Below are 22,153 nucleotides of genomic sequence, written 5' to 3'. Positions count from 1 at the left end.
GGTGGGTCAGATGGGCAGCGTGGTGTCCGAGATGGCGAAGTCGCGCAGCCAGTCGATGAACAGCGCCCACCCGCCGGACAGCAGCAGCAGACCCACGATGATGAGCATGACTCCGCCGAACACCTGGATGGTCCGGGTGTGCTTCTGCAGCCAGCCGACGGTCCGCATCGCCCAGGTGGAACCGAACGCCACGACGACGAAAGGCAGACCCAGACCGAGGCAGTAAGCCACGATCAGCAGCACTCCGCGCGCCGCGTCGACCCCGGTGGCCGCGGCGACCGAGAGCGCGGCAGCCAGGGTCGGCCCCAGACACGGGGTCCAGCCCAGGGCGAACACGGCGCCGAGCATCGGGGCGCCGATCCATGTGGACAGCGACTTGGGTTGCATGCGGGTGTCCCGCTGCAGGGTGGGGACGAGGCCGATGAAGACGAGCCCCATGAGGATCGTCACCACGCCCCCGAGACGCTGCAGCAGCTCTTGCTGGGGTGCCAGGTACTGCACGGTGCCCAGCACCATGGCGCTGAGCATCACGAAGACCACGGTGAATCCGCCAACGAACAGCAGCGACGCGCCCACCACACGGGCGCGCGAGGACCGTCGGGTGCGGCGCTCCTCCATCGTCAACGTGGCGGTGGCGGCCCGCTGGCGTTCGGCGGCGGCAGCGGTAGCCGGCGGACGTTCGGCGCCCACGACGCTGGCGAGGTACGCCAGATAACCGGGCACCAGCGGGATGACGCACGGCGAGGCGAACGACACGAGTCCTGCCAGGATGCACGCGCCCAAAGCCAGCAGGATCGGGCCACTGGCGACGGTCTGCTGAAACGTCTCCCCCACACTCTGGGCGAGCAGGATCGTCTCCGGATTCACGTCTGGTCGACCTCCTCGGCGAGGATCTCGCTCACGGTCTCGCGCAGCTCGTCGTCGGTGATCTCGGCCAGGTACACGGCGGCCACCCGGTGCTGCTTGTCGAGGATGATCGTCGCCGGCACCACGGACGTTGGGAAGCCCCGCAGCGCGGCGACCGCGGCGTTACTGGGATCCCAGATCGAGGGGAACGTGATGCCGTTGTCCTTGACGAAGTCCACCGGCTTCTGCCGGTTGGGGTCGCGCAGGTTGATGCCGAACACGGTGGCACCCTGGGGCTCGAATTCCTCCTGTAGGCGCTGCAGGTCGTCGGACTCGGCCCGGCACGGTCCACACCACTGGCCCCACAGGTTGAGGATCACCACCTCGCCGGCGAAGTCCTCCTGCACGGTGAGTGTGCGGTCCGGGTCGAGCAGGTCGGGACCGGTGAGCGTCGCGACGGGCTTGCGCTCGGCCGGGGGGTCGTAGTGGATCTCGATTTGCCCGTCGGGGCTGACGAACTCGAACGTCTCCGGGCCCACCACCACGGCGTCGTCGCCGGTCGCACAGCCGCCGACGAGGGCGCCGGTCAACAGCAACGCGCCGAGGGCGGCCTTGGGCTTGCGCATGATTCAGGCTCCAGTCTGCGACGGGTCGGACGCCCCCGCCGGTTCCGAATAGACGATGTCGCGCAGTGTCGTGCCCTCGAACACCAGCGAGGTGATCGAGGCCAGCGAGCACTGCCGCTTGCGCGGGTCGTGCCACAGGCGCCGCCCCTCGAGGAAGCGGCGTGTGGTGTAGACCGGCAGCTGGTGGCTCACCAGCACGGCTTCGTGCCCGCGGGCGGTGTCGAGGGTGGAGTACACGGCGCCGATCATGCGGTGCGCGATCTGCAGGTAGGGCTCACCCCACGACGGCCGCATCGGGTTGAGCAGGATCGGCCAGTACTGCGGGTCGCGCAGGGCGCCGCCGGGGCCGCCCACCTTGCGCCCCTCGAAGCGGTTGTCGGCTTCGATGATGTCGGCGTCGATCCCCACCGGGAGTCCCAGGGCCTCGGCGAGGGGGGCCGCGGTCTCCTGTGCACGCTGCAGCGGCGAGGCGACGATCGACACGATGTCGTGCCCCTGCCCCAGCACTCGGCCGACGGTCTCGGCCTGGCTCCGTCCCAGCTCGGACAGTCGGAACTCGGGCAGTCGCCCGTAGAGGATGCCCTCGGGATTGTGGACCTCACCGTGACGCACCAGGTGCACGATCGTCTGCGTCTCGCCGGCGCGAGCCGAGGTGTCACGAGGGGTCGACGACGACGAGACCGGCTGTCCCGGAGCGGCGATCGTCCCCGGCTCGGCCCCGTAGGCCGCGGACCCCTCCGGCTGCGACTCGAGGGGAGGCTCAGCCGGGGTCGCGGTGGCCCCGGACCCGCCCAGCGACGGCGGCGCCACGGCGGGGGAGGGATGATCTCCCCGGAGGGGGATCGGCAGTGAGGTGGGTCCCGTCGACGGGACGGCGAGCCGCCCGCGCAGTCCTCGTCCGCTGCTGCTCATCGGCCCGTCTCCGGGGCGGACGCCGCGGCGGCAGCTTCCGCGGCCACCGGCAGCGCGTCGGAGATGTGCTGGAAGTCGTCGTCGGTGAGCGCGGTGGAGACGAACCAGGTCTCGAACGCGCTGGGCGGAGCGTAGATGCCGCGGTCGAGCAGCGTGTTGAAGAACGGCGCGTAGCGGAAGGTCTCGGCGGCTTTGGCCCCGGCGTAGTCGGTGACCTGGTCCTCGGAGAAGAACACGCTGAGCATGGTGCCCGCCCGCTGGATGGTGTGCGCGACACCCGCGGCCTGCAGAGCGTTGCTGATCAGCGCCTCGAGCCGGTCCGCGTTGGTCTGCAGCGTGTAGTAGCAGGCGTGGTCGGCCAGTCGCAGGGACGTCAGGCCCGCCGCCACGGCGACGGGGTTCCCGGACAGGGTGCCGGCCTGGTAGACGGGGCCGGCGGGGGCGAGGGCGGCCATGACGTCGGCGCGGCCACCGAACGCGGCGGCGGGCAGCCCTCCGGACATGACCTTGCCGAATGTGGTCAGGTCGCCGGCGACACCGTCGATCCCCCACCAGCCGCGGTCCCCGGCACGGAATCCGGTCATGACCTCGTCCATCACGAGCAGTGCCCCGTTGTCGGAGCACAGGGTGCGCAGTTCTTCGTTGAAGCCGGGCAGCGGCGGGACGGTGCCCATGTTGCCGGCGGCGGCCTCAGTGATCACGCAGGCGATCTCGTCGCCGTGGTTGGCGAAGGCCACCCTGACGGCGTCGATGTCGTTGTACGGCAGCACGATCGTGTCGTGGGCGGTCGCGCCGGTGACGCCGGGCGAGTCCGGCAGCGCGAACGTGGCCAGGCCCGACCCGGCGTCGGCGAGCAGTGCGTCGACGTGTCCGTGGTAGCACCCGGAGAACTTGACGATCTTGGAGCGGCCGGTGAATCCGCGGGCCAGGCGCACGGCGCTCATGGTGGCCTCGGTGCCGGAGTTGACCAGGCGCACCTCGTCGACGGAGGTGCGGGCGACGATCTCGCGGGCGAGGTCGACCTCCCCCTCGGTCGGGGTGCCGAAGCTCAGTCCGCGGGTGGCGGCGTCGCGGACGGCGTCGACGATCCCGGGGTGGGCGTGCCCGTGGATCATGGGGCCCCACGAGCAGACGAGGTCGATGTAGGTGTTGCCGTCGACGTCCGTCATGCGGGAACCCCGCGCTTCACGCATGAAACGCGGGGTTCCGCCGACGGAGTTGAAGGCGCGGACCGGGGAGTTGACTCCGCCGGGGATCAGCTCGCAGGCCTCGGCGAAGAGCTCGGCCGATCGGGTGGTGCCGGACATGCCGGACGGGGTCTTGAAGGCATCACTCGAAGAGGTCACCGGACCAGTGTCTCAAAGTCCGGCCGCGAGCACCCCCTCGCGGTCTCAGCCCTGCGGCGAGGCCGGCGGGGCGAGGGGGGCGAACAGCGACTTCGCGGCGGCGTCGACCTGTCCGGCGAAGTCGTGCACGGCCTTCTCCGCGTCGGCGACGGCCGTCTCGGCCTGCTGCTGCAGCTCCTGCGGCGTGGGCAGCGGTACGGGTGCGGGCGTCGGTGCGGCGACGGACCCCGAGGCGGGCGTCGGCGCGGCGACGGAGCCGACCGCCGGGGCCCCGACGGAACCGGTGCCGGCGGCGTTCACGTCGCCGGTGCCGGCGTCGCGGTGGGTGCCGTACCAGTCGTCAGCACCGTCGACGGGAGCGGACATGCCCTGCTGGGCGGCGGCAGTGCGCTCGGCCTGGCCCCACTTCGGCAGGGGCTCCGGCGACGGCTTGCCCGCGACGTGGCCCGGCTCGGCGATCCCGGTCTCCAGGAACTCCATCACGAGCTTGTCGACGGCCTCGTTGCCCATGCGGAAGGTGCCGTGGTCGCCGCCACCGACGGTGACCAGTGCGCCACCCATGGCCTCGGCCACGCGGTGCGCGCCGGCGATGGGGGTGATGGCGTCGTCCTCGGAGTGCAGCACCAGCGGCTTCTCGTCGAGGGCGTCACCGTTGGGGCTGATGGTCTTGGCGACCGGCTGCCAGCCCACGCAGTCGTCGCCGGCTGCCTCGACGGCGGCGCGGGCGGTGAGGCGGTTGCCGCCGGTGTACTTGTCGGCCTTGGCCGCGATGACACCCAGCTGGTCGGCCGGGGCAGCGGTCTCGTTGCAGGTGATGATCGAGTTCATCTCGATGTCGGTGCGGTACACCGGCGAGCGGTTCTCCTGCGCGGCCAGGATCAGGCCCACGGTCTCGTAGTCGGCGCGCGCGATGGTGCCGCCGTCGTTGTAGTACTTGAGGATGTGGGCGAGCATCGGCCAGGCCTGCTCGGAGTAGGTGGCGCCGACCGTGGCGTCGTAGAGCCCGGTGGTGGCGTTGTTCGTCAGCCCCTGCAGCGCGGCGGCGCGGGCGAAACCCTCGACGCGGGCGCGGGCGGGGGCGGTCCCGTTGATCACGTCGAGCGCGGGCTTCTCGACGGCGCTGCCGCGGAGCTCGACGGGCAGGTCGCCGGTCTGTGCCGGCGGCGGGGTGAGGTTGGCGGGACCGCCCACCTCCTGGTCGGTGACCCACTTCCAGGAGTGGAAGACCTTCAGCGGGGTGTCCCCGAGGCCGTAGTAGTCGTCGCGCTCGGCGATCCAGGCGAAGATGTCGTTGACCCGCTGCTCCTGGGCGAGCGCACCCTGCTCCGCCTGCGTGTTCCAGCGCCAGTCGGGGTGGGTGTTGGAGTCCAGCACCATGCGGCCGGTGGCCTCGGGGAACAGCGTGGCGAAGTCGGTGCCGATCGCGGTGCCGTAGGACACGCCCACGTAGTCGACCTCTGCGAGCTCGAGCGCCTCACGGACCGCGTTCATGTCGCGGGCGGCGTTCTCGGTGGTCATGGACTTCATGTACTCGGGGTCGGTCCCGTAGCACGCGTCGTGGAGCGGGTTGACCGTGTTCGGGCCCACGTAGTCCACGTTGCAGACCATGGGATTGGAGCCGTACAGCCCGCGGGGCTGGACGGCCACGAGGTCGTGGTTCTCGTACAGGCCGGCCGGGTTGGCGCCGTCGAGGGCCGGGCTCCAGAAGTTCAGGGCGTAGTTGCCGGGCCCGCCGGGGTTGCCGAACACGGTGGAGCGCGCCTGGCCGGACGAGGCCTTGATGCGGGTGAGCGCGATCTGGGTCTTGGCGGCGTCGGGCGCGGTGTAGTCCACGGGGACCTCGACGGTTCCGCACTCGAGACCGGCGGGGACGTACTCGGCCTCGATGCCGAGCATCTCGGTACAGTCCTGCCATTCGACCTGGGCGGCCGAGGCCACTCCCGATCCCAGAAGTGCGATCGCTCCCACGACCGCGGTGGTGCCAACGAAAGTGCTGGAAGGCTGCACCGATCCCCGTTTCCCTGTGCTGTAGGCGTTACTCCGGCGAATCGGACGCACCGACCACTCATTTTTACGAGCGTCACATGCGTCCGAACCGCCCCAAATGTAGCCTGTGGCCGACGCCACGACACACCCGACCGGGCACACTCAGAAAACCGTCATCCGATCGTTACCGCGACGTCCGCGTCGCCCGGAAAAGCCCTGGCAGAAGTAGATCTGTCAGGATCCGACCCGGGGGGCGCGCCGGAGGACTGCGAGGGTGGTCAGGACCATCGTCAACCCCGCCAGGACGGTCGCGGCCAGGAGCAGCCGGGGATCGGTGTGGATGCGTTCGATGCTGCCCTCGACGGGCGGGTCGATGACCGGCGGCGCGCCCGTCACGATGTCCCTGGCGAACCACCACAGCACCACGGCGAGTACAGCGCAGGCGACCGCGGCCACGCCGAGGCGACGCGAGTTCACTCGGGTCCCGGCTCGCGCGGGAGACCGGCGACAGCGCCGGCCAGGGCGCCGTGCAGGGCCGCGGGGTTACGGGACCAGGCGCGGACCTCGCCCCCGGTGTCGAGTCGCAGACCCACGGCCGCCCGGCGGCGGGGCATCTCCCGCAGCTCGCCGAGCAGTCGGGCCGTCTCCCACGAGGCCTCGGAATCGTCGGCGGCGGTGAGGGGCAGCACCTCCTCGATCCGGCGCAGTTCGAGCTCCTCGGTGCCCTGGAGGTACACGTCGGGGGTCAGGCGGACGCGACCGTGGACGCGGGTGGCGGCGATCATCACGCCGTGGCAGAGGGCGGTCGCGATCGCGCAGACGGTGAGCATCAGCCAGTGCACCGGGGCGCCGGTGGCGAGCTCGAACCCTCCGGCAGCGGCGCAGAACGCGGGCGCCGCGAGGATCCAGGCCCAGCTCCAGCCGTCCTCGGCGTACAGGATCGGCCCCTCGGGTTCGATTCCCGGCCGGGCGGCGATGGGTTCACTTGCCGGCACGCGCGCCGCCTCCCGGGGTCGTGTACTGGATGGCCTCGGCCTTGTGCTGGCGCCACACGGCGGCTGCGGCGCACAGTCCCGCGAGGATCTGGAGGGCGATGACGACGAAGCTGATGACGTCTCCCCGCTCCCCCGCGGTCGCGACTCCGCCGAACACACCGATCACCACGGACACGGCGTCGACGACGAGGAAGATGGCGACGATGTCGAGCATCGTGCGGGCCCACCCCTTGCCCGCTCGCAACCGGAAGGCCAGCCACACGGTGACGGCGGCGACGATGAGCGCCAGCACCGCCCCGGCCGCCAGAGCGATGGAGAACATGCTCTCGACGGAGACGTCAGTGGACCCGGTGTTGGCGACCGCGTCGCGGAAGGCGTCCCGGGTGGCGGTGGGCAGGTCCCCGAAGCTGGCGGTCGCGGAGTTGATCAGCATCCCGAGCAGTCCGAACGCGGCGGCGGCCAGCCACAGCACCCACGCGGTGTGGATCTCCTCCGGCGGCGGACCGGCCGGCTCGGCGGGTGGCTCGGCGGGTGCGTCGACGTGCGGGTCGCCGGGCGCAGGGCTGTCGCCGGGGCGGTTCCCGCTCGTGGTGTCACCCGACCCCTCGGGGCCCGGTCCGGTCCGCGCGGGTGGGCGCCACGGCCCGCTGCCGCGGGTCACCGGGACCCCCACCCGTCGGCGAGGAGGCGCGCGGCGTGCAGGGCCCAGTAGGTCAGGACGATGTCCGCGCCCGCGCGGCGGATGGAGGTCAGCGATTCCATGACGGCCGGGTCGTGGTCGATCCAGCCTCGCTCGGCGGCGGCGGAGATCATCGCGTACTCGCCGGAGACCTGGTAGGCGGCCACCGGCACGTCAGAGATCTCGGCGGTCTGGCGCAGGACGTCGAGGTAGGACATGGCGGGCTTGACCATCACCATGTCGGCGCCCTCCTCGAGGTCGAGCTGCACCTCGCGCAGCGACTCGCGCAGGTTGGCCGGGTCCTGCTGGTAGGTGCGCCGGTCGCCGCGCAGGGACGAGCCGACGGCCTCGCGGAACGGGCCGTAGAAGGCGCTGGCGTACTTGGCGCTGTAGGCCAACACCGCGACGTCCTGATAGCCCTCGCGGTCCAGGGCTTCGCGGATGGCGGCGATCTGGCCGTCCATCATCCCGCTGGGCCCCACGACGTGGGCTCCGGCGGCGGCCTGGGCGACGGCGAGGTCGTTGTAGGCGGCGAGCGTGGCGTCGTTGTCGACGATCTGCTCGCCGCGCGGGTCGATGCCGAGCACACCGCAGTGGCCGTGGTCGGTGAACTCGTCGAGGCAGGTGTCGGCCATGATCACGAGGTCGTCGCCGACCTCGGCGCGGACGGCGGACAGCGCGCGGTTCAGGATGCCGTCGGGGTCGGCGCCGCAGCTGCCCGTGGCGTCCTTGTCCGCGTCGAGGGGCACGCCGAACAGCATGATGCCGCCCAGTCCCGCCTCGGCGGCGGCGACGGCCTCGCGCCTCAGCGAGTCGACGGTGTGCTGGACGACCCCGGGCAGCGACGAGATGTCGCGCGGGGCGTCGATCCCGTCGGCCACGAACGCGGGGAGCACCAGCTGTCGCGGGGCGAGCGTGGTCTCGGCGACGAGCCTGCGCATGGCCGGCGTCGAGCGGAGTCGACGCGGGCGCACCAGCGGCGCGGGAACGGACGTGGTCTCGTCTGGCGGTGTCGTCACGACCCCCACTGTACGAAAGTCGCCGGTGGTCGGGCGCGGCGCTCACCCGCGCTGCGCCGGGACGCGGGCTCGTCGACCCCTGAACACGCGCCTGCCCCGCGCGGCTGGTCGGCCGGGCGGGGCAGGCGGTGCGGGCGGCGGGGCTGCGGCTCAGCGGCGCCGGGCGCGGCGGCGCGGGGGCGGCAGTTCGCCGGCCGCGCGCAGGTGGTCGGCGTGCGCGGCGAGGGCATCGACCAGGTCGAGCACGGACGCGTTCTCGGGCTGGACGTCCACGCGCAGGCCGAACTCGGCGGCGGTCTCCGCGGTGCGCGGCCCGATGCAGGCGATGAGCGTGCGTGCGTGCGGCTTACCGGCGATGCCGACCAGGTTGCGGACGGTGGACGAGCTGGTGAAGCACACGGCGTCGAACCCGCCGGTCTTGATCATCTCGCGGATCTCGGCGGCCGGCGGGGCGGCGCGGACGGTGCGGTACGCGGTGACGTCCTCGATCTCCCAGCCGCGGCCCGTGAGACCCTCGGCGAGGGTCTCGGTGGCGATGTCGGCGCGCGGCAGCAGGACCCGGTTGACGGGGTCGAGCACGTCGTCGTACGGCGGGAACACCTCGAGCAGGCCGAGGCTGGACTGCTCGCCACTGGGCAGCAGCTCGGGCTGGATGCCCAGTTCGCGGACGCGGGCGGCGGTGCCCTCGCCGACGCAGGCGATCTTCACGCCGGAGAAGGCGCGGGCGTCGAGGCCGAACTCGACGAACTTCTCCCACACGGCGCGCACGGCGTTGGAGGAGGTGAACACGACCCACTGGTAGCGGCCGTCGACGAGGCCCTTGACGGCGCGCTCCATCTGGGCGGGGCTGCGGGGCGGCTCGACGGCGATGGTGGGCACCTCGACGGGCACGGCGCCGTGCTCGGCGATGCGGTCGCTCATCTCGGCGGACTGCGCCTTGGTGCGGGGCACGAGCACGTTCCAGCCGAACATGGCGCGCGACTCCCACCACTGGTGGCGGTGACGCTCACCGGCGGACTTGCCGATGGTGACCACCAGGTCCCCGTCCATGTCGCGACCGACCTCGGCCATGGTGGCCAGGGTACCGTCGGCGGACTTCTGGGCACAGAGCGAACCGGAGCAGGTGACGGTCACCGGGGTGCCGGCGGCGAGGCCCTGCTCGGCGAGGCTGGAGGCGGCCTCGGCGAGGTGCCGGCCGGTGGTGCGCAGGACGATCGGGCCGGGCGAGCCGACGAGGGCGGCCCAGTCGACCTTGCCGCGGCCGTCGGCGAACACGTAGCCGGAGCCGAGCGCGATGCCGGCGAAGGCGGGCACGGCGGTGGCCTCGGCGACGCCGGGGACGACCTCGAACGGCACGACGGTGCGGCCGACGGCGGCGATCTCGGTGACGGTGGCGTCGGTGGTCATGGGGTCGCCGGTGACGAGACGGACCACGTCGCGGCCCTTCTTGGCCTCGGCGACGAGCTGCTTGGCCACGGCGGCGGGCTCACCGAGCACGGGGCGGACGTCGGCGGCGGTGGGCGCGGGCAGGGCCTTGAGACGCTTGATCTCGGCCTTGTCCTCGGCGGCCACGGCGGCGTCCATCTCGGCCCGGCGCGCGTCGAGCAGTTCCTGCGGCACCGGGACCTCGGTAGCGACCAGCGCCAGCACGTCGGACGAGACGTCGGCGTCGGCGAACACCAGCGGGTTGCCGGTGAGGACCTCTTGGGCCCGGCAGGTGAGCATCCCCGCGTTGCCTGGACCGCCGCCGACGAAGCGGACGGTTCCGGGGCGGGTGGTGCGTGCTCGAGTCATTGTTCGTCTCTCCGTGGGGTGGGTGCCGCGCGCTGGCTGCGCGCGAGATGGGAGTTCGGGGATCAGGGATCGGTGACGGTCGGTGGTGCCGTCGTGGATTCCCTCGGTACGAGTGGGGCGCGTTGCTCGGGCGATTCCCCGGCCATGAGGTCACGGGCGCCGCGGTCGAGCAGTTCGGCCGCGAGTCGGCGGCCCAGCTCGTCGGCGGCGGCGATCGGTCCGTCCGGGTGGTCTGCGGTGGCGGTGGTGCCGTGGGTGCGCAGGACGGTGGAGCCGTCGTGGGAAGCGGCCACGGCGTGCAGCGTCAGTTCGCCCTCGTCGAGTTCGGCGCGCGCGCCGACGGGGGCGGTGCAGCCGGCCTCGAGGTCGCGCAGGAGCCTGCGCTCGGCGGTGATCCGGACCCGGGAGGGCAGGTGGTCGACGACGGTGAGGGCCTCGGCGGCCTCGGTGTCGTCGGCGCGACATTCGACGGCGAGGGCGCCCTGCGCGGGGGCGGGGAGCATCTCGTCGATGCCGAACCGGTGGGTGGCACGCTCTCCCGCACCGGTGCGGTCGAGGCCGGCCGCCGCCAGGACGACCGCGTCGAGGTCGCCACTGGTGACGTATCCCATCCGCGTGTCGATGTTCCCGCGCAGGGGGTGCAGGTCGAGGTCGGGGCGCAGGGCCGCGAGCTGGGAGCGCCGGCGCGGGGCGGAGGTCCCGACCCGGGCACCCTCGGGCAGCGTGTCCATGGTGAGCCCGTCGCGGGCGATGAGCACGTCGGACGGGTCGACGCGCGGCGGCACGGCGATGGGGGCGAACCGGTCGTCGGGCGCGGTCGGCAGGTCCTTGTACGAGTGGACGGCGATGTCGCAGTCCCCGCGCTCGAGGGCGGCGCGCAGTTCGAGGGTGAACACGCCCACGCCGATGCGCTCGACGGGGGCCATCACCACGTCGCCGCGGGTCCGCACGATCACCAGTTCGGCCGGGTACCCGGCGGCGATGAGGGCGTCGCGGACGTGCCCGGCCTGGGTGGTGGCCAGGGTGCTGCCCCGCGTGCCCACCTTCAGGGTCCTGCTCATGACGCCTCCTCGCTTCTACCGTCCACGGTGTTGTCCAGGTCGAACAGTGTGCGTACGACCGCCGCGTAGTTCTCGCCGTCCGGTTGGGCGGCGAGTTCCCGGAACCGCACCGTGGGCGGGTGCAGGAGCTTGTCGACGACCCGGCGGACGGTGTTGGCGACCTCGTCGCGGACCTTCTCGTCCATGTCGGGCAGTCGGGACTCGAGCCGGCGCATCTCGGCCGCGACGACCTGCCCGCCGCGCCCACGCAGCTGCCCGATGAGCGGTCCGACGCCGGCCATGCGCTCGGCCTGCGTGTACGCGGTGAGCTCGGCGTCGACGATCGTGCGGGCGGCGTCGGCGTCCGCGGCGGCGGCGGAGGTGGCGGGGTCGGCCTTGAGCGCCTCGATTCCCAGGACGGTCACGCCGGGCAGGCCGGCGACGGCGGGGTCGACGTCGCGCGGCATGCCGAGGTCGCAGATGACGAGCGGGCCGCGGTCGCCGCGGCCCGCGAGCGCGGTGTGTACGTCGCCCAGGGTGACGACGGTGCCGACGGCCCCGGTGCAGGTGAAGAGGATGTCGGCGCGGGCGACGGCCTCGGCGAGCCCCGCGAGGGGGAACGCCGTGGCCGGGGTGCCGGAGTCGCCGGCGATCTCGGCCAACCGGTCGGCGCGCTCCGGGGTGCGGTTGGTGATCTCGATGTGGGAGATCCCGCCGCGGCCGAGGTGGGCGACGGCCAGGCCGCCCATCGCGCCGGCCCCGAGCACGACCGCCCGGCGTCCGTCGAGACTGCGGCTGGCGCCGTCCGAGAGGATCTCGGCCGCGCGGTCCAGCGCGACGGACACGACCGACGCGCCGGCCGAGTCGATGCCGGTCTCGGTGTGCACGCGCTTGCCCACGTGCAGCGCCTGCTGGGCGAGCCGGTGCAGGGTGGTGCCGGCCGCGCCGATCTCGGACGCCGACTGGTAGGCGGTGCGGATCTGGCCGATGATCTGCTGCTCGCCCACGACCATCGAGTCCAGTCCCGAGGCCACGGAGAACAGGTGCTCGGCGGCGGACTCCGAGTAGCGCACGTACAGGTGGCGGCTCAGTTCGTCGGCGCCCAGGCCGGAGTGGCGCGAGAGCAGGGTCACGACGTCGTCGAGCGCCGGGTGGAACGCGTCCACGGCGGAGTAGACCTCGACGCGGTTGCAGGTGGTGACGATCATCGCCTCGTCGACGTTCTCGCCGGCGATGAGTTCCTCGGTGAGCCCGTCGCGCTCGGACTCGGAGACGGCGACCGCCTCGAGCAGTGACACCGGCGCACTGTGATGGGACAGCCCCACCAGGAGAATGCTCACAACCGACCCCCGGACGCCAGGGCCTCGGGGGCCGATGCCAGAATGGATGCCAACTCGTCAACTCGGCGAGGAGACGGCCGGAGAACAGACGGGGCCCCGCAGGACGAACTCGCGGAACGCTGGTCCACAGTCGGTCGTCTCCCGTCGGTGTGCACGGCTGCGTACAAGGCGCTCCCATGGCGGAAACACCCTGCCGGGACGGCCGTGGCCTCAAGCCTGCGTACGACCCGTAACGGGCTCCACCGTAACCCGCCTGACACCCCGGGACAAAACCGTGACAGGGGCGGATGCTATATCCGGCCGCCCTCCCGCGGGCACCGTGAACAGCACGGACCGCAGTACGGTGGCATCCGTGCCCCCTCGCCGCAGGTCCTCGTCGACCATGTCCGCCGCGACCCGCGCCCGATACGCGAAGCGTCGTCAGCGGCGTCTGTCCCGCGTCGACAACGACCTCACCTACCCGCAGTGGGCCCGGATCCTCGACGCGTGGAAAGCCTGCGCCTACTGCTCCGCGACCGGACCCGCGCTGCAGAAGGACTGCGTTCAGCCCATCTCACGCGGCGGGCGCTACACCCTGGAGAACGTGGTCCCGGCCTGCGCGTCGTGCAACGCGAGCAAGCACAACAGCGAGGTCACCGGGTGGCTGCGGCGCAAGAAGCTCGACGAGGGCGCGTTCCTGCTCCGGCACGCGACCATCCTGCGAGACCTGCGCGACGCGCCGCAGGAGGGGTGACCGCCCACCGTCGCGGCCACCGCCGCGCGCACCCCCCGGCACCGCCCGCGCCCGTCGGCCGGTTCAGTCCCATCCCGGGAACGGGCCGGCCCCGGCGAGGGTGGCCAGCAGCTCGTCGTCGTCGACCTCCCAACACGAGTGCTCCGCGCCGTCGACCAACACCACCGGCAGGCGGTCGCCGTATTCGGCGGCGAGTTCGCGGTCCGCGGCGTGGTCGACGTCGGTCACCTCGAGCCGGGCGCCCGCACCCTCGCACAGTGGGATCAACTGGCCGTGGACGCGGACGCAGCTGCCGCAGCCCTCGCGGGTCAACAGGGTCACCGTGTGCACCATGGCTCGATAGTGCACCACCCCCTCGGGGCTGCTCTAGGATGGGGTCCCCGCGCCCTTCAGGAGGTCCCGCCCGGTGAACGACTCCCGCCCGGTGAACGACGACGCCGACGACAACGACGACGACAACGCGCCCACCCCCGGCGGCGAGGCCTCCGAGGACGCCGCCGAACCGGTGGAGTCCCACCGCTCCCGGTCCGGCCCGCGGCTTCCCGGTCGTGCCGATCTCGGCTCGGCTCTGGGTCGGCTGCTGTGGCGGCGCCGCGACGCGCGGATCCAGCGGCGCGCCGGTGAGGCCTCTGCCCAGCACGCCGTCAAACTCGAACCCGGTGCCGAGCCCGGCCCGCCGCTGGCCGACTACGACCCCGCCGAGGGCGAGGGCGAGGGGTCCGGCGCGGGCGCGGGCGCGGGCGCCGGGACCGCCGTCGCCGACCGCCCCGCGGACGCCGTCGCGGAGCGTGCGGCAACCGACCGTGCCGCCGCCGACCGTGCCGCCGCCGAGACCGACGAGTCGCTCGAGCCGTTTGTGCCGGACCCGCGGGTCGCGGCGTTCTTCGACGTGGACAACACCCTCATCCAGGGCGCGTCGATCATCCTGCTGGCCCGCGGGCTGGCCAAGCACCGCTTCTTCACCGCGCGCGACGTCGCCGGACTGGCGTGGTCGCAGGCCAAGTTCCGGATCTCCGGGGAGGAGAACGCCGAGGACGTCGCCACCGGACGCGACAAGGCCCTGAGCTTCGTCAAGGGTCGCACCGTCGCCGAACTGACCGAACTGAGCGAGGAGGTCGTGGACACCTCGATGCTCGACCGCGTCTGGCCGGGCACCCGCTCGCTGGTGCAGATGCACCTGGACGCCGGGCAGCAGGTCTGGCTGGTCACCGCGACGCCGGTGATGCTGGCGCGGGTGATCGCCGCCCGGTTGGGCCTGACGGGGGCGCTGGGCACGGTCGCGGAGGAGGAGTACGGCGTCTACACCGGCCGGCTCGTGGGCGACATCCTGCACGGTCCCGGCAAGGCGCACGCGATCGCCAAGCTCGCCGAGGCCGAGGGCTTCGACCTGGCCAAGTGCTACGCGTACTCGGACAGCTTCAACGACATGCCGATGCTCACGATGGTGGGCAACCCGGTCGCCATCAACCCGGATTCGAAGCTGCGCAAGTACGCCTCGGAGAACGGCTGGAACATCAAGGACTTCCGCACCGTCCGCAAGGCCGCGAAGAAGGCGATGCCGGGTGTTCTCGCCGTCGGCGGGCTCGCGGGCGCCCGGGCGGCCGCGCGCTCGGACTACGCCAGCCGCGCGATGGACCGGGCGCGCCGCATCTTCTGACGCGGGTCCGCGCCGGGGCGCTCCCCCGCCGCCGGGTCAGCCGAAGAAGACGCTGCCGCGACGCGCGAGGTTGCGGAACAGCGTGTTCTGGATGGTCTCGCGGACCTGGTCGGTGATCTCGAAGACCACCATCGGGTCCTCGGCGGCGTCGGGCCCCAGGTGCGAGGTCTCGATCGGCTCGCCGAACTCGATCGTCCACTTGGTGGGCAGCGGGATGCCGCCGAGCGCGCCGAGGAGCGGGAACGCGGGCGTGACGGGCATGTACGGCAGGCCGAGCAGCCGCGCGAGCGCCGGGACCTCACCGATCTTGGGGTAGATCTCCTCGGAGCCGACCACCGAGCACGGGATGATCGGCGCACCCGCGGCCAGGGCGGTCGCCACGAACCCGCCGCGGCCGAAGCGCTGCAGACGGTAGCGGTCGGCGAACGGCTTGCCGAGCCCCTTGAAGCCCTCGGGCCACACGGCCACCACGTGACCGCTCTCCAGCAGGCGCTCGGCGTCGGCGGCACAGGCCAGGGTCGCCCCCGCCCGGCGGGCCAGCGGCGCGGACACCGGCAGCGACATGGCCAGGTCGGCGGCGAGCAGACGCAGGGCGCGTCCGGCGTGGTCGTGGACGGCGACGGTGGTCATCATCCCGTCGAGAGGCAGGACGCCGGCATGGTTGGAGACGATCAGCCCGGCGCCGTCGGCGGGGATGTTCTCGGCACCGATCACCTCGACCCGGAACCAGTGCTCGAACAGCGGCCGCCACAGGGGCAACCACACGTTGGTGTGGAAGTGCTCGTCGAACCCGAACTCGTCGACCTCGTACCCGCCGGTGACACGGGAGGCCAGGAGCTCGCCGGCGGCGTTGACGGCGTCGGCGAGGGTGGACAGGGCACTGATGTCGCCGGTCGCGAGCATCGTGTCGACACCGCGGGTCAGTTCGCGGACGGGCGCCAGGACCTCGGCGTCGAGGGGCAGTGCGTCGACGACCTGCCCGATCGAGCTGCGCAGGGAGGTGAGGAACCGGTCGACGATCCTGCCGAGCTCGGTGGCCGCGGCGTCGCTGCTGGTGGTCTCCCCGACGAAGCCCTCGCCGACCGCGCGGTCGCCGCGGGCGTCGCGTCGGCCCTCTCCCCAGCGGGGGCCGCCGAGTGGTTGGGACAGGTCGAATTCCGGGCCCTTCACGGCGCCCCCTCCTCGATCGGGTCGGGCTCGTTCGTCTCCGGCCGGTTCGGGTCGGGCTCGATCGGCTCCGGCAGGGCCCCTATCGACTCGAGCTCGCCGATGGTCGAGTTCACGCCCGCGCGCAGTCGGCTGGCCACCGGGCCGGGCAGTCTGCTGGCGATCTTGGCGGTCTTGCGCTCGAGTGCGGCGCGCGTGACGAGGGGCTCGGCCCCCGAGTCGACGAGGTAGGCGTGCAGCGCCTCCTCGGTGGTGTACCGGGGCGTGAACCCGAACCTGGTGCGCATCCGGGTGGTGTCCATGGTGCGGCCGTACCGCAGGTAGCGCAGCTGCGAGGGCCCGATGTCGCGCAGTCCCTGGCTGGAGAGCAACCGGGCCGCCAGCTTGAACGTCTGCGGCATCACCGGCAGCGGGATGTGCCCGGCCCGGCGGATGGCCTGCGTCAGGGTGAGGATGCCGTCACCGGCGATGTTGTACGTCCCGGGGGGCGCGCCCGTCGCGGCGTGCAGCAGCGCGTCCAGGGCGTCCTGCGGGTGCAGCAGCTGGATGCGCGGGTCGTACCCGGCCAGGACCGGTGCGACGGACGGCAGCAGCAGCTCGCCGACCACCGTGGGCTCGGGCAGCCCGAGGATGGCGGGGATGCGCAGGATCGTCACGTCGATGTCCGGGCGTTTGCGCGACATCCCCCGCACGTAGCCCTCCACCGACGAGTGGTCGAGCGGGATGCCGCCGCTGGGCAGGCGCCGGGCGGCCATGTCCTCGGTGAACATCGCCGGGTCGACGCCCGAGGAGCCGTACACCGAGGTCGAGGAGATGAGCACGAATCGCTTGACCGTCGCGGCCCGCCCGCACGCGGCGATCACGTGCATGGAGCCCATGATGTTGGCCTCCTTGACGGCCGCGCGGCCGCCGGGGGCGAAGTCGGTGTGGTGCAGCCCGGCGTGCACGACCGTGTCGATGCCGGCCTCGCGCAGGATCCCCTGCAGGCGCGGGGACTGCGGGTCGAGGCGGACGAATTCGGCGTCGCGCATCCGTCGGCGGTGCTGCGGCGACGGCTTGACCGAGTCGATCGCCAGGACGCGCTCGACGGAGTCGTTGCGCAGCAGCATGCCGACCAGGTGGGCGCCGAGATACCGGCTACCGCCCACGACCGCGACGGCACGAGCCGGGCTACGGTCGGGCAGTTCGGTGTCCACCCGGCCGAGTCTAACTGCGGACCCCCCTGCCCATGTGCGCGGACCTCGCCGCCGACGCGGGCCGAGCGGCGCCCCGCCCTGCCCCGCCCTGCCCTGCCCCGAGTCGACACCCCGCCCCGAAATACACCGATGCCCGCCACCACTGTCGGTGACGGGCATCTGCTACAGGCGTGAGTCCGGGCGCTACCGAGGCGCCGCCGGACTCACTTACCGAGTTTGCGACGCTGCACGCGGGTACGGCGGAGCATCTTGCGGTGCTTCTTCTTGGACATACGCTTGCGGCGCTTCTTGATCACAGAACCCATATCGGGGTCACCTACCTGTCGACTACTGGTCTGGGGCCTTACAGCCCGCGAAGGGCCTTGACTTGCGCTCCGGCGCCTGAGAGCGAGCTCGAAAGCCGGGACGGAACCCATCCAGACTACCTCTCGCTCCCCGCGGCCACGAAAACGGGCCGGACACCGCCCCGCCGGGGCGGTTCAGTGCGTCAGCCCGCGGAGAAGTACGACGTGTCGAGGTACTCGTGCACGGCCTTGGAGTGGACCCGGAACGACCGCCCCACCCGCACGGCGGGCAGTTCGCCCGAGTGGACGAGCCTGTAGACCGTCATCTTGGACACGCGCATCAGCGCGGCGACCTCGGCCACGGTGAGGAACTGCGAGCCCCCCGCCGCCTGTGCGCCGCTATCGGTCTTGTCGGTAGTCGCCATTGTCACAACCCTTCGTGGCACGCGTCGTGCCGCAGGCTTCCCCTCCTGCGGTACGGACACGCACGTGCTGGGTATGAGCCTAGCGTGAATGGTGTGATCAATGCGACGGGAGTGGGCGAATTACATCGACGACACGCCGCCCGATCCGCGCCTCACCCGCCCTGAACTGGGCTTGTGCTACATAAGCGACCCGCCGGGTGGGTCACATCTCACCCGGCGGGCCGGTTCGGTACGCGCACACCCGGCCCGTTCGGTCGCCTCGGCGACGGGCCCGGGTGGCGGGGTCAGTCGATCTCGTCGTCGTCGTCGCCATCGGTGGAGGCCAGTGCCAACGCCCGCGACCGCGACGCCGCCGCCTCGACCGCGTCCGCCACCGCCGAGCGCAGTCCCCCGGCCTCCAGCCTGCGGATCGCCGCGGCGGTGGTTCCGCCCGGGGAGCTGACGTTGTAGCGCAGTTCGGCGGGTCCCTCGCCGCCGCCGGTGAGCATCGCGCCCGCGCCGAGCGCCGTGCCGGCCGCCAGCTTCAGCGCCACGTCGCGCGGCAGCCCGCGCTCCACGCCGGCGTCGACCATCGCCTCCGCCATGAGGAAGAAGTAGGCGGGGCCGGACCCGGACACCGCGGTCACCGCGTCCATCTGGGCCTCGGTGACGACGACGACGAGGCCCACGCTCTCCATGATCGTGGACACCTGCTCGAGATGCTCATCGCGCGCATAGCGGCCCTTGCAGAGCGCGGAGACGCCGTGCCCGACGAGCATCGCCGTGTTGGGCATGACCCGCACGACCGGCGAGCCGGCGCTGAGCTTGTTCTCCAGCACGGTCGTCGGCACGCCGGCCGCGAGCGAGACCACGATCGACTCGTGGACGCTGTCGGAGATGGCGTCGCCGATGCGGCCGACCACCGCCGGCACGTCCTGGGGCTTGACGGCAACCACGATCACGTCGGCGCCCTCGCAGCCGATGTCGAGGCTGGTGGACAGGATGTTGTATTTCTTGGCCAACTGCTCGGCGCGGGCCTCCACGGCCTCGATCACCACGATGTCCGACGGCTCGGTCCCGGCCTCACGGAGTCCCGCGATGAGGGCCTCGCCGATGCGTCCGCCACCGACCACTGCGATTCTCGTCATGCCCTTTACAGTGCCACACGCGTGCGCGGCCGGCCGCGGTCGAACGGGGCCGCCCGCTCGCGCCACCCATCGAATCGCGCCCGCCGCCACCGCCGCCTATTCGATGTCGCTCCACCTATCGCATCCGGTGGGTGGAGCGACATCGGATGGGCGGCGGGAGGGATTCGGTTGCCCGTCGCCGGTTCCCGCTCGCGCACCGCGGCTGAAACGGCCCCGCCCGCACCTGGAGCAGGCGCGGGCGGGGTGCGGGTCGTGGCCGGGATGCGGCTAGGAGACGAGTCTGAGCAGGAGTGGCCCGCACGTCACGCCCAGGCCGACGATCACCGCGAGGGCGATGCTGACGGAGTCGTTGCTCCTGCGCAGGACGCGGACCATGGCCACCAGTCCGACGATCACGACGATCGCCAGCGCAAAGGCCACCCACGGCAGGTCGCGCCAGAGCAATTGGAAGCCGATGAACAGTGCCGCGCCCGCGACCGCGGAGGCGAGCACCTGCGCGACGAGGATCAGCCACTGCGACGCCGGCGACCGCTCGGGCTCGGCTCCGCCGGGGGCGTCGTCGATGTCACGGTACTGCGAGCTGTCCGGCTCCGCCGGGGTCTGCTGCGACGCGGGTGCGGGGGTCGGAGCGTCGGCCCGGTCGGCGCCGGGCTGGTCTGTGCTCGTCCGGTCGGCGACGGGGGCGTCGGCCCCGGGCCGGGCGACCGGCTGCTGGTCCGCTGTCGTTGCGCCGGCCTTCGTCGCCTCGGTCTTCGTCGCGTCGGTCTGCGCCGCGTCGGACTTCGTCTCGTCGAGCTTCGGCCGCTCGGTTCCGGTGCCCGCGCCGGCCACTGCCGCGGCCATTCCCGCGACTCCCGCACCTCCGGCGGCGGCAGCGGTCGCCGCACCCAGGGCACCCCCGCGCGTGGCGGAGTCGGAATCGTCGGACTGCTCGGCGGTCGCCTCGGGGGCGCGGCGGGCGGTCGAGCCACTGCCCGACGGCACACCCCATGCGGAGGCATCGGCCCCTGCGGCGGGCTTGTCTGCGGCGGCGGGCTTGTCGGCCGCCGGAGCGGCGGGGGTCCCGGCGGACTTCTCGGTGACGCGCTTGTCTGCTGTGACGGCCGTGTCGGTGGCCCCGGAAGCCTTGCCGACCTCGGCAGAACCGGAGGTCGCGGCAGACTTGTCGGTACCGGACTTGCCGGTGGCGGGCTTGCCGGTGGCGGGCTTGTCGGTGCCGGGCTTGACCGCCGGGGCGGTGGACGAGGCCGGCGCGGCCTTGTCTGCCGTTCCGGCCGCTGCGGACGGAGCTGACTTGTCGCCCGAGCCCGGGGCTGCGGTGCCGGCGACACCGGCAGCAGCAGCGCCCGCAACACCTGCGGCCGCGGCGCCGGCGGGCCCCACGCCCCCACGATCAGCGGGCGTCGGGCGGGTGGCGGGAGCGTCGGACCCCGACTGCTCCGCATCCTTGCGCTTGCGGCCGAACAGCCCGCGCAGACCGCCCTTCTTTCCCTGCTGGCCGGCGTCATCGGAGGCGGAGCGCGACGGGGCGGGCGCGGACGGAGTCGCCGACGTCGGGGCCTGCTGCGGGGCCGGCGAGGTGGTGGGCGTCGGTGCGACGGACGACTTCTCGGCCGACCCGGCCGGCGTGGACGCGGGCGCCCCTGCCTCCGGGGCCCGCCGCCGTCCCGAGGGCCGCGGGGTCTGCGGGGCCTCAGAGGTGGACGACCTCGTCGTCGTCGTCCCCGGGGTCTCCCCGGCGCCCGTCGGGGCACCACCGTCGGCACCCGACTCCGCGTCCCGCTCGGCGTCGCCACCGGCGGCCGCGGCCTCTTCGGCCTCCCGCGCCCGACGCCGCGCCGCGCGACCACTGAGCACGGTGTCGTCGGTGATCTTGGGGATCTCACCGGTGAGCTCGGAGACGCTGAGTCCGCCGCCCTCGTCGGCCCGGCGACGCCGACGCCCGGCCGGGGCGTCCTGCTGCTCCGCGCCCATGCGCTTGAGCAGCTCCGCCACGGTGATCTGCTGACCGTCTGAATCCTCGGCCATCGTCAGCTCCCCTTCCCGTCGCCGCCCACGTCCCGGTCGAGACGCTGCAGGATGAGCCCCTCTCGCAGAGCCCACGGACAGATTTTCACACTTTCCAGACCCAACGCACGCATGGACGCCTCCGCCACCAGCGCTCCCGCCACCACCTGATGCGAGCGGTCGGAGCTGATGCCCTCCAACTCTGCCCTGTCGGCGGCCGTCATGCGGGAGATAAACGCGATCACCTGCCGCAGACCGGCGGCTGTGAGCACCCGGTCCACCCGTGGGCCCTCCGACGACGGCGCCGCACCCGTGAGCCGGGCCAACATACGGAACGTCTTGGAGGTGGCGCACGCGAGGTCGGGCTCACCGGCCGCCCGGAGTTCCCGGGCCGGCCCGTCGAGCTCGGCGTCGATGTAGTCACGCAGCTGGTTGATGCGCTTGCGCTCCGGCGGGTCGGTCTTGAACCAGTCGTGGGTGAGCCGGCCGGCGCCCAGCTGCAGACTGAACGCCTGCTCGGGCAGCTCGTCCTCCCCGTGGGTCATTTCCAACGACCCACCACCGATGTCGAGGTTAATGATCCGCCCCGCGCTCCAGCCGTACCATCGACGCGCGGCGAGGAACGTCATGCGCGCCTCGTCCTCACCGGAGAGCACCCGCAGCTCGATGCCGGTCTCCTTCTCCACCTTGGCCAACACGTCGTCCGAGTTGGCCGCGTCGCGCACGGCGGAGGTGGCCAGCGCCATGACCTCGCGGCACTTGGTGGCCTCGGCGAGCTCGGCGGCCTCGTTGACCGCGTCGATGAGCCGGGCGATGCCGGTCTTGGAGATGTTGTTGTCGTCGTCCAGGTACTCGATCAGGCGTAGCCGGGTCTTGGAATCGTTCATGGGCGTGGGATGACCACCCCGGTGGGCATCGACCACCAGGAAGTGGACCGTGTTACTTCCCACGTCCAGGACACCTAATCTCACACG

22 protein-coding genes are annotated in these 22,153 nt (G+C 72.4%); 2 read left to right on the top strand and 20 right to left on the bottom strand.

Annotated features, from left to right (window positions below; genetic code table 11):
* Nucleotides 1-6: 6 nt before the first annotated feature.
* The 12 genes from CK206_RS14400 to CK206_RS14345 form a co-directional block, all read right to left on the bottom strand.
* Nucleotides 7-867 carry a cytochrome c biogenesis CcdA family protein gene (locus CK206_RS14400; protein ID WP_096906795.1) on the bottom strand — a complete coding sequence of 287 codons (861 nt, stop codon included), beginning with the start codon at nucleotides 865-867 and terminating at the stop codon, nucleotides 7-9.
* Nucleotides 864-1,472, bottom strand: coding sequence for a TlpA disulfide reductase family protein (locus CK206_RS14395; protein WP_096906794.1), 609 nt, complete (start codon nucleotides 1,470-1,472; stop codon nucleotides 864-866). Before CK206_RS14395 ends, CK206_RS14400 begins: the two co-directional genes overlap by 4 nt.
* A 3-nt stretch (nucleotides 1,473-1,475) precedes the next feature.
* A complete protein-coding gene (locus tag CK206_RS14390; RefSeq protein ID WP_159148825.1) occupies nucleotides 1,476-2,096 on the bottom strand; it encodes a histidine phosphatase family protein in 621 nt (206 codons plus the stop codon).
* 284 nt (nucleotides 2,097-2,380) lie between these two features.
* Nucleotides 2,381-3,691 carry a glutamate-1-semialdehyde 2,1-aminomutase gene (gene hemL / locus CK206_RS14385; RefSeq protein WP_096907481.1) on the bottom strand — a complete coding sequence of 437 codons (1,311 nt, stop codon included), beginning with the start codon at nucleotides 3,689-3,691 and terminating at the stop codon, nucleotides 2,381-2,383.
* Nucleotides 3,692-3,775: 84 nt separating this feature from the next.
* On the bottom strand, nucleotides 3,776-5,698 hold the full coding sequence (locus CK206_RS14380; protein WP_254050600.1) for an alpha/beta fold hydrolase: 1,923 nt from the start codon (nucleotides 5,696-5,698) through the stop codon (nucleotides 3,776-3,778).
* Between the two features lie 252 nt (nucleotides 5,699-5,950).
* Nucleotides 5,951-6,193: a hypothetical protein gene (locus CK206_RS14375; RefSeq protein ID WP_096906791.1), complete on the bottom strand. Its 243-nt coding sequence runs from the start codon at nucleotides 6,191-6,193 to the stop codon at nucleotides 5,951-5,953.
* Entirely contained in the window at nucleotides 6,190-6,711 is a 522-nt protein-coding gene (locus CK206_RS14370; protein WP_096906790.1) for a hypothetical protein, read from the bottom strand. Before CK206_RS14370 ends, CK206_RS14375 begins: the two co-directional genes overlap by 4 nt.
* Nucleotides 6,698-7,372 carry a hypothetical protein gene (locus CK206_RS14365; RefSeq protein WP_096907480.1) on the bottom strand — a complete coding sequence of 225 codons (675 nt, stop codon included), beginning with the start codon at nucleotides 7,370-7,372 and terminating at the stop codon, nucleotides 6,698-6,700. Before CK206_RS14365 ends, CK206_RS14370 begins: the two co-directional genes overlap by 14 nt.
* Nucleotides 7,369-8,409 carry a porphobilinogen synthase gene (hemB, locus tag CK206_RS14360; RefSeq protein ID WP_096907479.1) on the bottom strand — a complete coding sequence of 347 codons (1,041 nt, stop codon included), beginning with the start codon at nucleotides 8,407-8,409 and terminating at the stop codon, nucleotides 7,369-7,371. Before hemB ends, CK206_RS14365 begins: the two co-directional genes overlap by 4 nt.
* Before the next feature lie 150 nt (nucleotides 8,410-8,559).
* Nucleotides 8,560-10,203 (bottom strand): uroporphyrinogen-III synthase, encoded by a 1,644-nt coding sequence (locus CK206_RS14355; RefSeq protein WP_096906789.1) that lies wholly within the window; start codon nucleotides 10,201-10,203, stop codon nucleotides 8,560-8,562.
* Between the two features lie 62 nt (nucleotides 10,204-10,265).
* Nucleotides 10,266-11,264, bottom strand: coding sequence for a hydroxymethylbilane synthase (gene hemC / locus CK206_RS14350; protein ID WP_096906788.1), 999 nt, complete (start codon nucleotides 11,262-11,264; stop codon nucleotides 10,266-10,268).
* Nucleotides 11,261-12,583, bottom strand: a complete 1,323-nt coding sequence (locus CK206_RS14345) for a glutamyl-tRNA reductase (RefSeq protein WP_173674800.1) — start codon at nucleotides 12,581-12,583, stop codon at nucleotides 11,261-11,263. Before CK206_RS14345 ends, hemC begins: the two co-directional genes overlap by 4 nt.
* A gap of 382 nt (nucleotides 12,584-12,965) precedes the next feature.
* On the opposite strand from CK206_RS14345, the gene CK206_RS14340 reads away from it, so the two are divergent.
* Nucleotides 12,966-13,316: an HNH endonuclease gene (locus tag CK206_RS14340; RefSeq protein WP_096906786.1), complete on the top strand. Its 351-nt coding sequence runs from the start codon at nucleotides 12,966-12,968 to the stop codon at nucleotides 13,314-13,316.
* A gap of 63 nt (nucleotides 13,317-13,379) precedes the next feature.
* On the opposite strand, the gene CK206_RS14335 is transcribed toward CK206_RS14340, so the two are convergent.
* On the bottom strand, nucleotides 13,380-13,649 hold the full coding sequence (locus CK206_RS14335) for a glutaredoxin family protein (RefSeq protein ID WP_082923762.1): 270 nt from the start codon (nucleotides 13,647-13,649) through the stop codon (nucleotides 13,380-13,382).
* Between the two features lie 73 nt (nucleotides 13,650-13,722).
* Here CK206_RS14335 and CK206_RS14330 point away from each other — a divergent pair, with 73 nt between their 5' ends.
* Entirely contained in the window at nucleotides 13,723-14,973 is a 1,251-nt protein-coding gene (locus CK206_RS14330; protein WP_371606926.1) for an HAD family hydrolase, read from the top strand.
* A 36-nt stretch (nucleotides 14,974-15,009) separates the two neighbouring features.
* Here CK206_RS14330 and CK206_RS14325 read toward each other — a convergent pair whose 3' ends face one another.
* The 7 genes from CK206_RS14325 to CK206_RS14295 all read right to left on the bottom strand — a co-directional run bounded on the left by CK206_RS14325 (nucleotide 15,010) and on the right by CK206_RS14295 (nucleotide 22,150).
* Entirely contained in the window at nucleotides 15,010-16,143 is a 1,134-nt protein-coding gene (locus CK206_RS14325) for a lysophospholipid acyltransferase family protein (RefSeq protein ID WP_096906785.1), read from the bottom strand.
* The gene (locus tag CK206_RS14320) at nucleotides 16,140-17,336 is read right to left on the bottom strand and encodes an NAD-dependent epimerase/dehydratase family protein (RefSeq protein WP_254050599.1); all 1,197 of its coding nucleotides are present in this window, start codon (nucleotides 17,334-17,336) and stop codon (nucleotides 16,140-16,142) included. The genes CK206_RS14325 and CK206_RS14320 overlap by 4 nt, the downstream gene beginning before the upstream one ends.
* A gap of 203 nt (nucleotides 17,337-17,539) precedes the next feature.
* A complete protein-coding gene (locus CK206_RS14315; RefSeq protein WP_003855542.1) occupies nucleotides 17,540-17,641 on the bottom strand; it encodes a 30S ribosomal protein bS22 in 102 nt (33 codons plus the stop codon).
* A gap of 182 nt (nucleotides 17,642-17,823) precedes the next feature.
* On the bottom strand, nucleotides 17,824-18,045 hold the full coding sequence (locus tag CK206_RS14310) for a helix-turn-helix domain-containing protein (RefSeq protein ID WP_067718677.1): 222 nt from the start codon (nucleotides 18,043-18,045) through the stop codon (nucleotides 17,824-17,826).
* A 284-nt stretch (nucleotides 18,046-18,329) separates the two neighbouring features.
* On the bottom strand, nucleotides 18,330-19,172 hold the full coding sequence (gene proC, locus CK206_RS14305; protein WP_096906784.1) for a pyrroline-5-carboxylate reductase: 843 nt from the start codon (nucleotides 19,170-19,172) through the stop codon (nucleotides 18,330-18,332).
* A gap of 267 nt (nucleotides 19,173-19,439) precedes the next feature.
* Nucleotides 19,440-21,200: a hypothetical protein gene (locus CK206_RS14300; protein WP_096906783.1), complete on the bottom strand. Its 1,761-nt coding sequence runs from the start codon at nucleotides 21,198-21,200 to the stop codon at nucleotides 19,440-19,442.
* Between the two features lie 2 nt (nucleotides 21,201-21,202).
* Nucleotides 21,203-22,150 (bottom strand): Ppx/GppA phosphatase family protein, encoded by a 948-nt coding sequence (locus CK206_RS14295; protein WP_173674799.1) that lies wholly within the window; start codon nucleotides 22,148-22,150, stop codon nucleotides 21,203-21,205.
* Nucleotides 22,151-22,153 lie beyond the last annotated feature (3 nt).

The sequence above is a fragment of the Dietzia sp. WMMA184 genome, assembly GCF_002441635.1.
Taxonomy (GTDB): domain Bacteria; phylum Actinomycetota; class Actinomycetes; order Mycobacteriales; family Mycobacteriaceae; genus Dietzia; species Dietzia kunjamensis.
This window is presented reverse-complemented; position numbering and strand designations above follow the sequence as displayed.

Bases quoted from the DNA above. Each gene is read 5' to 3' on its own strand.
- CK206_RS14340 (WP_096906786.1), top strand. From the start codon at position 12,966: ATGTCCGCCGCGACCCGCGCCCGATACGCGAAGCGTCGTCAGCGGCGT.
- CK206_RS14310 (WP_067718677.1), bottom strand. From the start codon at position 18,045: ATGGCGACTACCGACAAGACCGATAGCGGCGCACAGGCGGCGGGGGGC.
- CK206_RS14315 (WP_003855542.1), bottom strand. From the start codon at position 17,641: ATGGGTTCTGTGATCAAGAAGCGCCGCAAGCGTATGTCCAAGAAGAAG.
- CK206_RS14300 (WP_096906783.1), bottom strand. From the start codon at position 21,200: ATGGCCGAGGATTCAGACGGTCAGCAGATCACCGTGGCGGAGCTGCTC.
- hemL (WP_096907481.1), bottom strand. From the start codon at position 3,691: ATGTCCGGCACCACCCGATCGGCCGAGCTCTTCGCCGAGGCCTGCGAG.
- CK206_RS14395 (WP_096906794.1), bottom strand. From the start codon at position 1,472: ATGCGCAAGCCCAAGGCCGCCCTCGGCGCGTTGCTGTTGACCGGCGCC.
- CK206_RS14355 (WP_096906789.1), bottom strand. From the start codon at position 10,203: ATGACTCGAGCACGCACCACCCGCCCCGGAACCGTCCGCTTCGTCGGC.
- CK206_RS14335 (WP_082923762.1), bottom strand. From the start codon at position 13,649: ATGGTGCACACGGTGACCCTGTTGACCCGCGAGGGCTGCGGCAGCTGC.
- hemC (WP_096906788.1), bottom strand. From the start codon at position 11,264: ATGAGCAGGACCCTGAAGGTGGGCACGCGGGGCAGCACCCTGGCCACC.
- proC (WP_096906784.1), bottom strand. From the start codon at position 19,172: ATGACGAGAATCGCAGTGGTCGGTGGCGGACGCATCGGCGAGGCCCTC.